Here is a 13663-nt window from a genome sequence, read left to right as displayed (position 1 = left end):
CGCGCCGGGGTACCCCGGCGCGGCCGTGCCCAGTGCAGTGACGGGCAGCCCGGTGCGTACGTCAGTCATAGGTCACCCGCGGGTCGATGAGGCCGTACAGCAGGTCGGCCATGAGGTTGAGCAGTAGCGTCACCAGCGCCATCAGGTACAGCGCGGCCTGCGCGACGGGATAATCCAGGTCGTGCAGCGCCTGCACCAGCTCGCGCCCGATGCCGGGCCAGGCGAAGATGATCTCCAGCAGCACCTGGCCCTGGAACAGGGCGGCGGTCATCACTGCGACGTAGGTCACCAGAGGCAGCAGGGCGTTGCGCGTGGCGTGCACCACGATGCGCCGCTCGGGCAAGCCTTTGGCGCGCAGGATGTCGAGAAAGTCGCTGCCCTTGACTTCCAGCATGGAGGTGCGCAGCAGCAGGATGGGCCCGGTGATCTCGCGGCTGACCAGCACGGCGCACGGCAGCAGCAGGTGCACCCAGAAGTCGCCGGAAAACAGCATGCCCCAGGCAGTGCTCGGGCCGCCCAGCGACACCATGCCGCCAGGCGGCAGCCAGCGTAGCTGGTAGGAAAACACCATCAGCGCCAGGATGCCGACGAAGAACGACGGGGCCGAATGCAGGAACAGCGAGCCGCCCACCGCCGCCCGTTCGAACAGGCCGCCGCGCCGCCAGCCCGCCACCGCCCCGATCAGCGTGCCGAGCACGACGGCGATGATCAGGCTGGGCACCACCATGAGACAGGTGTTGACCACCTTTTCGGCCATGATCTCCGACACCGGGGCGATCTGGAAGAACGAGGTGCCGAAGTCGAACAGCACCATGTTGCGCAGGTAGCGCAGGTACTGTATCCACACCGGGTCGGCCAGCCCCCACAGCTCGCGTTGGCGCTCGATCAGGGCGGGCGACAGGTTGGCGTCGACGAACATCGCCGTGGGGTCGCCGGGCATGAAGTGGAACAGCCAGAACATGATGGTCAGGATGCACCACAGCACGAACACCAGCAGCAGGACCCGCCGCAGCAGATAGCGATTGAATCCACCGGACATGCTGCACCTCAGCCCAGCATCTTCAGCCCGCCCCACGTATAGCCGGGCTTGCTGACGTCGTTCACGCGCTTGCGCCAGGCCTCGTCGGTAGGCGGCGGGAACACCAGGCGTCCGTCGGCGGCCCAGGTGTAGCCGGCCGCGCGCAGCACTTCGCGCGCCTTGTCCAGGTCGAACGCCGGCGGGGCGGGAAGATCCGGGTTGTGCCAGGGGTTGCCCTCGACCAGGAAGGTATTGGCCGTGGGCACGCGCCCCGCGCCCTCCCAGGGCACGTTGATCAGGAATTCGCGGTCGATGGTGTGCATCCAGGCGCGCCGGAACTCGATGTCGCGCCACGGCAGCCAGGACGCGCGCACCACCCCGTGATACCAGTTCACATCCTTGGTCCGCTCGACCTTGACGTGTGACTGGCGCGAGAGCTGCTCGGCCTGGCTGGGCGACAGGCTCACCGAGCTGGATTCGATGACGTCGATGTCCTCGCCTTCGAGCCGGCCCATGAGGCCGTCCAGCGAGGGGGCGACCACGGCGATGATTTCGTCGGGCCCCGGCTTGCAGAAGTGGTCCTTGATCGCTACCAGTTGCAGCTCGGTGTCCTTGCGGTGGCGGCCCATGCGATAGGGGCCGGAACCGATGGGCTTGTCGATGCGCAACTGGCGGGGGTTGTCGCCCACGCCCTGCTCGGCCATGATGTTCTGCCAGATGTGCCTGGGCAGGATGACGTTGAGCTGCAGGAAGTAGCTCTCGAACTGGCCGTAGGGTTCCTTGAACCGGGTGCGCAGCACGCCGTTGCCGGCATCGACGATCTCCACGCTTTCCAGGAACTGGTTGGCGGTCCAGAAGATGCCGCGCTCGTACTTCATCAGGAAGTCGAAGGTGAACTTCAGGTCTTCGGCGGTCACGGGCTGGCCATCGTGGAACTTCATGCCGGGGCGCAGCTTGATGTCCCAGGTGCGCTCATCGATGCGGTTCCAGGATTCCACGGCCCACGGGATGGTGTTCAGGTTCTCGTCGAAGTAGGCCAGCCGGTCGTACACCAGGCGGCCGATCGAGCGCATGTTGTTCGAGGCCGCGAGAATGTTGGTGGTTTCCAGCAGCGAGACCATGCCGACCTTCAGCACGTTGGGGTTGCCGTCCTTGGGCCGGGCCTTCAGGAAACCATGGTGGGCGTTGAAGTTGGCGATGCCAAAGCCGGTGGTCTTGACGAACTCCTCCCAGCGCGCAGCGTTGTAGGCCTCGATGATCGCCGGCCCCCAGCCGAACTGCATACAGTACAGGTCTTCGGCGAGTACCGACTGCGCCTCGCGCACGTACTGCAGGCGCTTGGCGGGGTCGGCCTCGATGGTCTGCCTGTCGATGAGTTCGTCGTACTGCTCGTTCACCCACTCACCGTAGTTGCGCCGGTCCCTGCCGTAGGCGCGCGAGACCAGCCATTCCGCCGGGTCGACGCGCTCGGGGCGCAGCACCGAGGGATGGCATTCGATGTCGCCGTGGCGATGGCCGTTGATCTCGTTGAGCCAGCGCGCGTGCGAGAGCTGCTGGATGTTGTACTTGATCCCCACCGCCTCGGCGTCCTTGGCCCACTTGCGCCAGCCGTCCAGCCAGTCGGTCTGGTGGCTGGGGATCATGACAGTGAGTTCGGGAACCTTGTCGCCTTCCTTGGGCCAGGTCAGGCGCGGCGTGGTTTCCTTCACCCAGGCCGGGTCGTTGAAGTAGTAGCCGCTCATCTGGCTGTAGACCGGCTCGTAGGACGGGTTCGCCAGATGGAACGTTGCAGCGCCCGTCCCCGCGCCGGCGGGCGCGGCGGCCTTGCTTGCCTGGGCCAGGACCTCCAGCGGATTGAGCGCGGCCACGCCGCCGGTGGCCAGCAGCAGCTTGAGCAGGTTGCGCCGGTCGTGCAGGGTGTCGCCAGGGTCTCGTTGCATTCTTGTCTCCTTCACCTCTCGTTGCGCCCGGCGCTTGCTTAGGCCTTGCTTGTGTTCTTGCGCGGGTCGTAGACGCCTACGGAGTGTTCGTAGCGTTCCATGTGATCTTCCGGCAGGTAGCGCTGCTCCAGCGTATGCACCTGCGGAAAGCCGGTGAGGTCGAACACGCCGAAGCCGGCCAGCGGGTGGCCTTCGTGCGCGACGGTGAATTCGTTGGCCGCCGTCTCGCCGCGCTTGCGATAGTCGAGCAGGAAGTCGTACATGGCGATCGAGCCGACGCGGCTGATGTGCTGACCCATGGTCACCAGTCGCAGCTCGCGCACCTCCTCGTTGGTCAGGCCCGGCTTGATGGCCTGGGTGGTGCACTTGAGCAGCGCGTCCGGGAAAGCCTCGCGCACCTGCCGGATTTCCTCGCGGGTCTGCAGCGCCTCGACGTACAGCACGTCGACTCCCGCGTCCAGGTAGGCGCGGCCGCGTCTGAAGACCTCTTCCATGCCGCCGCCGATGGCGCCGCGCGCGTCGGTACGGGCCATGATGATGACGTCCTTGTCGAGCCGGTCGCGGGTGTCGCAGGCGGCGCGGTACTTGCCCACCGCCTCCTCGATCGGAATGAGCTCCTTGCCCTTGACGAAGCCGCAGCGCTTGGGCGCGACCTGGTCTTCGATGAAAAGGCCCGCCGCGCCGGCGCGGATCACCTCCTCGACGGTGCGGATCACGTTGATGGCGTTGCCAAAGCCCGTGTCGCAATCGACCACCACCGGGATCGAGACCGCCTGGCAGATTCGGCGCACGTTCTCGACCAGTTCGGGCAGCGTGATGAGGCCGGCATCGGGCAGGCCGAGCAACTGTGTGGTGGTGGCGGCGCCTGACACGCCGAAATGCTCGAAGCCGGCTTCCTCGGCGAGCTGGGCGTGGTGCGCCGTGCCGCCCCAGATGCCGACCGCGGGCAGAGGACCTTCGGTGAGCGCCTTGCGAAAGGCGGTGCTGGGTTTGACGTCGTTGTGCAAGGGACGCAGTCGCATGGCGGATTCCTTAGGTCGGTGAAATGTGGGTACTACTCGGGTAGGTACTACAAGGAGCAGGTACTACGGGAGCAGGCACTACAGGACGGCGGCGGGAGCGCGGGCCGCCTCGGCCGCAGTCGCAGCCGCCGCCACGACAGGCTCGTTGTACAGATGACAGGCCACCTCGCTCGCGCCGACGCGGCGCAGCTCGGGCTCGACCACGGCGCAATGCGCCATGGCCTGTGGACAGCGGGGATGGAAGCGACAACCGCCGGGCAAGGCCGCGGCATTGGGCACGGCGCCGGTGAGTTCTACGCGCTCGCGCGTGCGCGCGCCCATCGCCGGCACGGCGGCCATCAGGGCGCGCGCGTACGGATGACGGGGCGTGTCCAGCACCTGTTCGGCCGGGCCGATCTCGACGATGCGGCCGAGGTACATCACTGCCACGCGATGGCACACGTGGCGCATGGTGGACAGGTCATGCGAGATGTACAGGATGGCCATGCGCATTTCGGCGCTGAAATAGCGGAACAGGTTGAGCACGCCGGCGCGGATGGAGACGTCGAGCATGGACACCGGCTCGTCGGCGACCAGGAAGGAGGGTTCGATGGCCACCGCGCGGGCGATCGCCACGCGCTGTAGCTGGCCGCCGGACAGCTCGTGCGGATAGCGGTCCAGGTAGTTCGCCACCGGCATCAGGCCCGCACGCTCCATCGCGCGGTGCAGCATGTCTTCGCGCACCGACGCAGGCTCTCGCCTGAAGTGGATGTCGATCGGCTCGCGCACGCTGTCGGCCACCGTAAGGCGGGGATTGAGCGATTCGTACGGGTTCTGGAACACGATCTGCGCGCGGCGGCGAAAGGCGCGCAGTTCCTCGCCTCGCGTATGCGGGCCCAGCGTGACGCCGCCGAAACGGATCTCGCCGGCCGTGGGGCGCAGCAACTGCATGGCCGTCATGCCGGTGGTCGACTTGCCGCAGCCGGATTCACCGGCGATGCCCAGTACCTCGCCGGCGCGCAGCGCGAAGCTCACGCCGTCCACCGCCTTGAGCACGCCCGCCGGGCGTCCCATGAGCGCCGCGCCCAGTGTGCGGCGCATGGGAAACCACTTGCGCAGGCCGTCGAATTCGATCTGTATCCGGGAGTCAGGGAGGTGCGGCAATTGGACCTCGCATCGCGTGTGAGACCTTGGGATCAGGCGGATGCATGTTCGACAATGCCCCGGATTGTGTCAACACATTCTGACGGAACTGAGGGAAAATACCGACATAGACTCTCGGCTCTACAGTGAAGGTCGGGCTAACCCTCATTTACCTTCGCGTTGATTTCAGAGAAAGTGTCGACAAAATGGCGCCTCATGCTTCAGTCGAGGCGGCACGCCCACTCTTGCAGGAATCGTCTTGAATCCCGTACCCACCACCCCCGATGATCTCGCCCTGCCCGACTCTGACGTCCTTCCCCGCCGCAATGGGCGCGAGGTGGAACGCATCTTCGAGAAGATCCTGGATGACATCATCAGCGGCGTATTACTGCCGGGCGCCAAAGTGAACGAACCCGTGATCGCGCGCGCCATGGGCGTGAGCCGCGGCCCGTTGCGCGAAGCCATCCGCAGGCTGGAAGAGCGCCAACTGGTGCAGCGCACTCCGAACTACGGTGCACGCGTGGTGCAGCACAAGCCGCGCGAAGTCCTGGATGCGCTGTTGATTCGCGAGTCGCTCGAGGGTCTGTCTGCGCGGCTGGCCGCGCAGAACATGTCGAAAGAGGAACTGCGCGAGCTGCGCGCCGAGTACGAGCTGGGCGTCTCCCCCGAGCGCCCGCCGGGCCACCACAGCGAATTCCATCGCCGCATCGTGCGCGGCTCGCACAATGCGCGGCTCATCCGCATGCTCAACGACGACTTCTTCCAGCTCTTCAAGCTCTGGCGCATGACGTTGGGCTGGCTGCGCTATGGCGGCGGAGAGTCCTGGGGCGAGCACGAACGCATTCTCGATGCCATCGAGCATCGCGATGCCGACGTGGCCGAGCTGCTGATGCGCCGCCACATCCGGCGCCTGCGCGAACAGAGCGAGGCGCGTCTGCTGGCTTTCACCGGCACTGACAGCGTGGAGGCGGCCACCGCCTTTCTCGCGAGGAACTAGGCCCGTCCATGACCGCATCCCCCCGCACCGCCTTCGAGAAGATCTGGTCCACGCACGTCATCGCCGAGCTTGGCGGGGGCACCGCGCTGCTGCAGATCGACCGGCTCTTTCTGCATGACCTGAGCGGCAGCGCCGTGATGCGCGCGCTCGCCGCTTCCGGGCGCGAACCGGACAGCCCGGGCCAGGTGTGCACGGTGATCGATCACGTCGTCAGTACCTTGCCCGGACGGGGCGTGAACGACACGCGCAATGGCGAGGGGGCGCCGATGATCCGGTCCACGCGCGAACTCTCGCACCGCTACGGCCTGACCTTCTTCGACGTGGACGACCCGCGCCAGGGCATCGTGCATGTGGTTTCGCCCGAGCGCGGCGTGGCCCTGCCCGGCCTGACCCTGGTGTGCGGCGACAGCCACACCTGTACCGTGGGCGGCGTGGGCGCGCTGGCCTGGGGCATAGGCTCCACCGAGGGCGAGCACGTGCTGGCCACCCAGACGTTGGCGCAGACCAGGCCCAAGACCATGCGCGTGCGTTTCGAGGGGCCCGTGCCGTCCGGCGTGCTGCCCAAGGACATGATCCTCGCGCTGATCGGCCAGGTAGGCGCCAACGGCGGCATCGGCTACGCCGTGGAGTTCGCCGGTTCGGCCGTGCGCGAGATGCCGGTCGAAGGCCGGCTCACGCTGTGCAACATGGCGATCGAGTTTTCGGCCAAGTACGGTTTCATCCCCGCCGACGACGTCACGCTCGCCTACCTGAAGGGCCGCGAGTTCTCGCCCAAGGGCGAGGCATGGGAGCGGGCCGCGGCCTATTGGCGCAGCCTGGCCACCGACGAGGGCGCCGTGTTCGATCGCGAAGTCACGCTCGACTGTACCCGGATCAAGCCGCAGGTCACCTGGGGCACCAGCCCGATGCAGGTCGTGCCGATAGACGGCCGCGTGCCCGACCCGGCGGAGCAGGCCGAGGAGGGCGTGCGCGCGCAGATGCATCGCGCCCTCGACTACATGCAGCTCGCGCCGGGCACGCCGCTGGAGGGGCTTGCCATCCAGGGCGCCTACATCGGCTCGTGCACCAACGCCCGCCTGTCGGACCTGCGCGAGGCCGCCCGGGTGCTGCGCGGGCGCAAGGTCGCGCCCGGCGTCACGGCGATCTGCGTGCCCGGCTCGACCCAGGTCAAGAAGGACGCCGAGGCCGAAGGGCTGGATCGCGTATTCCTCGATGCCGGCTTCGAATGGCACGAGTCCGGCTGCGGCATGTGCGGCAACGGTGGGCGGGGCGAATTCAGCGACAAGCGCGTCATCAGCACCACCAACCGCAACTTCGAGGGCCGCCAGGGCGCGCGCACGCGCACGCACCTGGCCAGTCCGGCCATGGTGGCGGCCGCCGCCGTCAAGGGCTGCATCACCGACCCCCGCCACTTCTGAAAGGCATCGCCATGGAAAGCTTCGTCAAGGTGAGCGGCATCGCCGTGCCGATGATGCGCGTGAACATCGATACCGACCAGATCACGCCCGGCAAGGAATTGGTGCGCTCGGCGCTGGACGGCGACTTCGCGCGCGCGCTGTTCTCCAACCAGCGCTACCTGCCCGACGGCAGTCCGGACCCCGGATTCATCCTGAACCGGGCGCCGTGGGACAAGTCCGTCTTCCTGCTGGCCGATCGCAACTTCGGCTGCGGCTCGTCGCGCGAGTCGGCGCCCAAGGCGCTGCGCGATTGGGGCTTTCGCGGCGTGATCGCGCCGTCGTTCGGCGGAATCTTCTTCAACAACAGCTTTCGCAACGGCTTGCTGCCGGTGGAACTGCCCATCGAGCAGGTGAGCGAGCTGGCGCGCCAGATGCAGGCCGCCGGAGGCAACGCGCAGGTGACGGTGGACCTGCGCGCGCAGAGCGTGACGGCGCCCGACGGCCGGCAGTTCCCGTTCACCTCGCCGCCGGTGCTGCGCACCATGCTGCTCGAAGGCCTGGACGAGATCGGCCTGACATTGTCGCGCCGCAAGGAGATCGACGCTTTTCGCACGCGGGACCGCCGGGCGCGGCCGTGGGCCTATGCCGTCGCCCCCGGCGGCTAGGCGTCACGGTGGGCATGCGCGAACTCACGCCGCGTATCAAGGCGTGTTCATCCCCGACAGCTCCTGGCGCAGGAAATCGGTGAAGGCCTGGACGGCCCGCGAGGGCTGGCGGTGCTTGGGGTAGACCGCGTGGACCCCGGCGATGGGCGGCTGGAAGGGTTCGAGCAGGTGTATCAGCCTGCCGTCGGCCACGGCCTGCGCGATGATGAAGTCGGGCAGGCAGGCGATGCCCATGCCCGCGAGGGCCGCATCGCGCACGATCTCGCCATTGTTGGTATGTAGCCGGCCCTTGACGGCCACGCGCGCCGGCTTGCCGTCGATCTTGAAGAGCCACTCCACCGGCCCGCCTTGACCATACAAGAGGCATTCGTGCTGGCCGAGTTCGTCCGGGTGGCCGGGCGCCGGCCGTTGTGCGAGGTAAGAGGGCGCGGCCACCACCTCCATGCACACCAGCGCCAGGCGCCGCGCCACCAGGCTGGAATCGGCGAGTATCCCGCCGCGCAGCGCCATGTCGTAGCCTTCGGCGATCAGGTCGATGTGGCGGTCGCTCAAGTCCAGCGTGACTTCGACGTGCGGATGCATCTGCATGAAGCGCGGTACCAGCGGGCCCAGGTGCAGCGTGCCGAAGGTTACGGGAGCGCTCACGCGCAGTGCGCCGCGCACGGTGGCGCTATGGCTGCACAGCATCTCCTCGGTTTCGTGCACGGCGGCGAGTATGCTCTGGGCGCGCTCGTACAGCGCCATGCCGAGGTCGGTGGCCTGCAGGCGGCGGGTGGTGCGGTTGAGCAGGCGCACGCCCAGTTCGTCCTCCAGCGCGCCGATGCGCCGGCTGACGTACTGCTTGGACAGGCCCAGGGCCTCGGCCGCGGCGGTGAAACTGCGGTGCTCGATGGTGCTGACGAATATCTGGAGATCGTCCAGTTGCACGCAGGGCTCCATGGGCAGTGGGTACACGCATTGTAGAGAACGCGGCACCGGCATGTCCGTACCAGTGCGCGGCATGGGACAGCGGGCTGATCGGTTTCATGGAGGGTCGGATTCTCACTAGCATGCGGGAGCTTGCGCGCGGCCGTTGCCTCGACTGGCGGATTGACGCATAATTAATAATGATTCCCATTAACATTATTGCGCGCCGCGAATCGAGCCGTCGTGCCGCTTGAGGGCTGGCTGTGAATGCCTTGGACTCCGTGTCCCCTCCAACCATCGCTACGCTGTACACGGACCACCATGGCTGGTTACAGGGGTGGCTCGGCCGCCGTCTGGGCAACGCTGCCGATGCGGCGGACTTGGCGCATGATGCCTTTCTGCGCCTGATCGCCAAACCGCGCCGCTTCGACAGTGCGCCAGAGGCCCGCAGCTACCTGCGCGCCATGGCCAATGGTCTGTGTGTCGATCTCTGGCGCCGCCGCAGCATCGAGCAAGCCTGGCTCGACACGCTCGCGGCCCAGCCCGAGGCCGTGGCGCCTTCGGCCGAGCACCACGCCATCGTGCTCGAGACGCTGTACGAGATCGACTGCCTGCTGCGCAGCCTGCCGGCCAAGGCTGCTCAAGCCTTCGTCATGGCCGCAGCATGCGGCATGACGTACCAGGAGGTGGCCCAGGCGCTGGGGGTCTCCGTGCGCATGGTGGCCAAATACGTGGCCAAGGCGACGTTCCACTGCCTGTGTCTCGAAGCACGGCAGGCGGTGGACGAGCTGCCGCATGGCGGGCTTGCGCCCTGCGCGGCCGCGCCCGTTGGCGCCGGCGCCCGATGACACGGCGCGCATCCCGCTAAACGCATCGTGACCACTGCTACTTCAGGGCCGGCTCCATCCGGGCCTTCGCACCGGGTGCTGGAGCAGGCGGCCGACTGGTTTGCCCTGCTGCTTTCCGGCGAGGCCACGCCCGCCGATCACCGCCGCTGGGAAGACTGGCTATGCGCGTCGGACGAGCACCGGCGTGCCTGGGGCTACGTCGAGAACCTCAACCGTCGTTTCGCGCCCCTCAAGGCCAGCGCCGCGCCGCGTCTGGCCGCATCCGCCTACCAGCAGGCGAGCGACACCCAGGGTCGCCGCCGGCAGGTGCTGCGGGGGATCGCTGCGCTGGCCGGCTCAGGCCTGCTCGGCTGGACCACGTGGCGCCACACCCCGCTGGCCGGCATCGCCGTCGCGTGGATGGCCGACCATCGCACTGGCACGGGCGAGGTGCGCGAAATCACCTTGGCCGACGGCACCCGGGTCTGGCTCAATGCCGCCAGCGCCTTCGATCAGGACTACCAGCCGGGTCAGCGCCTGCTGCACCTGGTTCGGGGCGAAATCCTCGTCGATACCGCCAGCGATCCGCTGCAGCGCCCCTTCCGTGTCGCGACGGCCCAGGGTCGGCTGCGAGCACTCGGCACGCGCTTTACCGTGCGCCTGGATGATGATGCCCACACCACGCTCGTCGTGTACGGCGGAGCGGTCGAAGTCCAGCCTCTCGCCGGCGCGGTCGCGACCGTTGGGGCCGGACATCAGGTGCGCTTCGGTGCCGACGGCGTGTCCGGCGCGGCGCCGGCCGACCCCGCGCGCGAAGCCTGGACGCGCGGCGTGCTCATCGCCCGGAACATCCCGCTGGCCGAGGTGGTCGAGGAACTGCGCCGGCATCACCGGGGCCACCTGGGCCTGGCGCCCGAGGTGGCCGGCCTGCGCGTGTTCGGCAGCTACCCGGCCAACGACCCCGACCAGGCGCTGGCCATGCTCGAAACCGTCTTGCCCATCCTGGTCCGCCGCCCGCTGCCGTGGTGGACCACCATCGGGCCCGCAGAGCCGGCTGCCACTGGCCGGTGATGCGCCCCGGCGCCTGCGTGCCGGCTGCCTGAGCCTCGCCGCCTCGGGTCTGGCTCCAATTTTCCAGAAAAGCGGTTCATCTTTTTTGCTGCTCGTTCGATTAAGGGAGTGAGAGGTCTCACCCCGCCCGCAACCGTTCCCGGTGCGCGCCCAGTCGCTCAGCGTTCTGGCAGCGGCCCGGCGGGCTGGCACGGTGCGGCCTCGTTTCGTCGACCCTTTGCCCGAGTCCGAGCCCTTTCCATGTTCCGTCGTCCCTCTCCTGCCGCCCGGGCGGCAACGCCGCAAGTACCCGGCCCCGCTGTATGCGCCGAGCGAGAGCTGCGCTCCCTGCGAATGGCGGCGGTTGTTTCGCTCGCCATGGCCGGCGGCCTGTTCGTCGCCTGGCAGCCCGTCGCTCTGGCGCAGAACCCCACGCCGATGGCGGAGCAGGCACAGCGGAACCAGGATCGACGGGCCTACGACATCCCGCCCGGCCCGTTGGACGAGACCCTGGCGCGCTTTGCCAGGGAGTCGGACGCCTTGCTCGCCGCCACGCCGGAACAGGTGCAAGGCAGGACCAGCCCCGGCGCGCGCGGCACGTTCGGCGTCCAGGCCGCCCTGGATGCGCTGCTGGCCGGCACCGGGCTGGTGGCCGTGCCCAACGCGCAGGGGCAGTTCGTGCTGCGGCAAGCGGCGGACGTCACAACGTTGTCGGCGATCACGGTCGTCAGCGCTGCAGGCTACGAACAGGACATCAGGGACGCGCCCGCGAGCATCAGCGTCATCACGAGCCAGGAGCTCGAGAAACGTCAGTTCAGCTCGCTGCAGGACATCGCGCGGGAGATTCCCGGGGTCAGCGTGATCGGCTCCGGCACGCAGAGCGGGATATCGATCCGCGGGATGGAGAAGGGCTACACGCTGGTGCTGGTCGACGGCAAGCGGGTGCGCTCGGAAACCGGCAACCCGAGGGAATTGAACAACGAGGACCTGGACAGCAACTTCATCCCGCCGCTCTCGTCGATCGAGCGCATCGAGGTGATCCGCGGGCCGATGAGTTCGCTTTACGGCAGCGACGCGATGGGCGGCGTCATCAACGTCATCACGAAGAAGACGCCCGAGACCTGGAGCGGCAGCCTCGGCTACGGCCTGCGGGTTCCCGACAGCGGTTCGATGGGCAATCAGCGGCAGAAGAATGTCTACCTTTCCGGCCCCATCGTCAGGGATCTGCTCGGCATATCCCTCTGGGGAAACGAGACCGACCAGGACGAAGACCGGTATCTCGGCGGCTATCAGGAATCGACCAAGCGCACTGTCGGGGGCCGGGTGCGGTTCACGCCGAACCGGGACCATGACCTGGCCCTGGACTATTCGACGTCCAGTCAGCACTACATCGGCAACCCGGGCGGCGTGCTGCTCTCGAGCGCACGCAGCGCCTCGGACCGGAAATGGACCCGGGATGCCTGGAGCGCCGCGTACAACGGGCGATTCGATATCGGGCAACTGGAGCTGAAGTACTACGAGGAGAAGTACGAAAGGCTCACCTATCCCGCCAACGCCACGTACGCGACGGGCTCGACCAACAAGGTGGGCGATGCGCGGTTCGTGACCGGGCTCGGCGCGCACATGCTGACTGTAGGTTCCCAGTGGACGAACGACCGGCTCACGAACAACGAGCTGGGCGGCGGACGCAGTGGAAGCTACGGCACCCGCAGAGTCACGGAGATGGCGTATTTCGCCGAGGACGAATGGGAGCTGGTGAGCCAAAAGCTCTTCCTGACGCTCGGCGCGCGGCTCACGGACAACGACTTCTTCGGCAAGCACGTATCGCCCAGGGCCTACCTCGTCTTCAACCACGACAGCCGCTGGACGTTCAAGGGTGGCGTCGCGACAGGCTACAAGAGCCCGAAGATCTCGCAGATCGATAGCACCACCGGTTCGCAGCGAGGCGGCGGCTCCGACCAGTTCCTGATCGTCGGCAATCCCGATCTGCAGCCGGAGAAGAGCACGAACTTCGAAATCGGCGCGCTCTATGGCGGCGACGGGCCGCTGAGCGGCGGCGCGACGCTGTTCTTCAACGACTTCAGCAACAAGATCATCAGCACCTCGTCCTACTATTTCGACAACGGCGGCGGTGGACGGCTCCCGGCGTACTGCGATTCGGGCGCGGTCGGCACCCGGGATTGCCCCGGCTGGGCCACCTGGCTGAACGCGCGGGGCGCGACGATACGCGGCATCGAACTGGATGGCCGGTGGGCGATCGGCAAGACGCTGAGCCTGAAGGCCAACTACACCTACACCGATTCGCGCATCGACGCCGGCAACGTGACGATCGACACCCCGGCCGGCCCGCGTTCCTTCGGCGACACGCTGGCGCGGCTCGACGGCAATTCGCTCGTCGGCATCCCGAAGCACAATGGCTCCGTGACGCTCGACTACCGCCCCACCGACGCGCTTTCGGGCTTTGTGCGGGCCAATTACGAAGGGCAGATCACCCGCGTCAGCTTCGAGGACAACACGGTCGACAAAAGCGACAAGGACCTGATCACGCTCGACGCGGGCGTGAGCTACGCCTTGAGCCGCTACCTCACCTTGAACTTCGTGGTGGACAACATCACCGATGCGAAGCGCTTCGACGTGAACGACGACACCGGGGCCTACCGGTATTCGGAGCGCGGGCGCAGCTACTACGCCGGCCTCAACGCGCGATTCTGAGCAGCAT

General features: G+C 67.4%; 11 protein-coding genes. 6 read left to right on the top strand and 5 right to left on the bottom strand.

Annotation, left to right across the window (positions count from 1 at the left end; translation table 11 throughout):
* Positions 1-61: 61 nt before the first annotated feature.
* The 4 genes from FOZ76_RS00690 to FOZ76_RS00675 form a co-directional block, all read right to left on the bottom strand.
* Positions 62-1039 (bottom strand): ABC transporter permease, encoded by a 978-nt coding sequence (locus tag FOZ76_RS00690; protein ID WP_143946186.1) that lies wholly within the window; start codon positions 1037-1039, stop codon positions 62-64.
* 8 nt (positions 1040-1047) lie between these two features.
* Complete coding sequence (locus FOZ76_RS00685) at positions 1048-2958, bottom strand: ABC transporter substrate-binding protein (protein WP_143946185.1); 1911 nt, start codon at positions 2956-2958, stop codon at positions 1048-1050.
* Between the two features lie 38 nt (positions 2959-2996).
* Entirely contained in the window at positions 2997-3980 is a 984-nt protein-coding gene (locus FOZ76_RS00680) for an isocitrate lyase/PEP mutase family protein (RefSeq protein WP_143946184.1), read from the bottom strand.
* A gap of 78 nt (positions 3981-4058) precedes the next feature.
* On the bottom strand, positions 4059-5123 hold the full coding sequence (locus tag FOZ76_RS00675) for an ABC transporter ATP-binding protein (RefSeq protein WP_143946183.1): 1065 nt from the start codon (positions 5121-5123) through the stop codon (positions 4059-4061).
* Between the two features lie 238 nt (positions 5124-5361).
* On the opposite strand from FOZ76_RS00675, the gene FOZ76_RS00670 reads away from it, so the two are divergent.
* The 3 genes from FOZ76_RS00670 to leuD are packed head-to-tail and all read left to right on the top strand — an operon-like array spanning position 5362 to position 8161.
* A complete protein-coding gene (locus tag FOZ76_RS00670; RefSeq protein WP_143946182.1) occupies positions 5362-6099 on the top strand; it encodes a GntR family transcriptional regulator in 738 nt (245 codons plus the stop codon).
* A gap of 8 nt (positions 6100-6107) precedes the next feature.
* Complete coding sequence (locus FOZ76_RS00665) at positions 6108-7517, top strand: 3-isopropylmalate dehydratase large subunit (protein WP_143946181.1); 1410 nt, start codon at positions 6108-6110, stop codon at positions 7515-7517.
* An 11-nt stretch (positions 7518-7528) separates the two neighbouring features.
* Positions 7529-8161, top strand: coding sequence for a 3-isopropylmalate dehydratase small subunit (gene leuD, locus FOZ76_RS00660; protein ID WP_143946180.1), 633 nt, complete (start codon positions 7529-7531; stop codon positions 8159-8161).
* Positions 8162-8197: 36 nt separating this feature from the next.
* Here the strand turns inward: leuD and FOZ76_RS00655 are convergent, their stop codons facing one another.
* Positions 8198-9088, bottom strand: coding sequence for a LysR family transcriptional regulator (locus FOZ76_RS00655; protein WP_211365908.1), 891 nt, complete (start codon positions 9086-9088; stop codon positions 8198-8200).
* Positions 9089-9330: 242 nt separating this feature from the next.
* Here FOZ76_RS00655 and FOZ76_RS00650 point away from each other — a divergent pair, with 242 nt between their 5' ends.
* From FOZ76_RS00650 to FOZ76_RS00640, 3 genes are all read left to right on the top strand, one after another.
* Positions 9331-9915: a sigma-70 family RNA polymerase sigma factor gene (locus FOZ76_RS00650; protein WP_143946179.1), complete on the top strand. Its 585-nt coding sequence runs from the start codon at positions 9331-9333 to the stop codon at positions 9913-9915.
* 27 nt (positions 9916-9942) lie between these two features.
* Positions 9943-10965 carry a FecR domain-containing protein gene (locus FOZ76_RS00645; RefSeq protein WP_246129232.1) on the top strand — a complete coding sequence of 341 codons (1023 nt, stop codon included), beginning with the start codon at positions 9943-9945 and terminating at the stop codon, positions 10963-10965.
* A gap of 333 nt (positions 10966-11298) precedes the next feature.
* Positions 11299-13656 carry a TonB-dependent receptor domain-containing protein gene (locus FOZ76_RS00640; protein ID WP_143946178.1) on the top strand — a complete coding sequence of 786 codons (2358 nt, stop codon included), beginning with the start codon at positions 11299-11301 and terminating at the stop codon, positions 13654-13656.
* Positions 13657-13663: the final 7 nt, after the last annotated feature.

The organism is Verticiella sediminum (genome assembly GCF_007558815.1).
GTDB classification, from domain to species: Bacteria; Pseudomonadota; Gammaproteobacteria; order Burkholderiales; family Burkholderiaceae_B; genus Verticiella; species Verticiella sediminum.
This window is presented reverse-complemented; position numbering and strand designations above follow the sequence as displayed.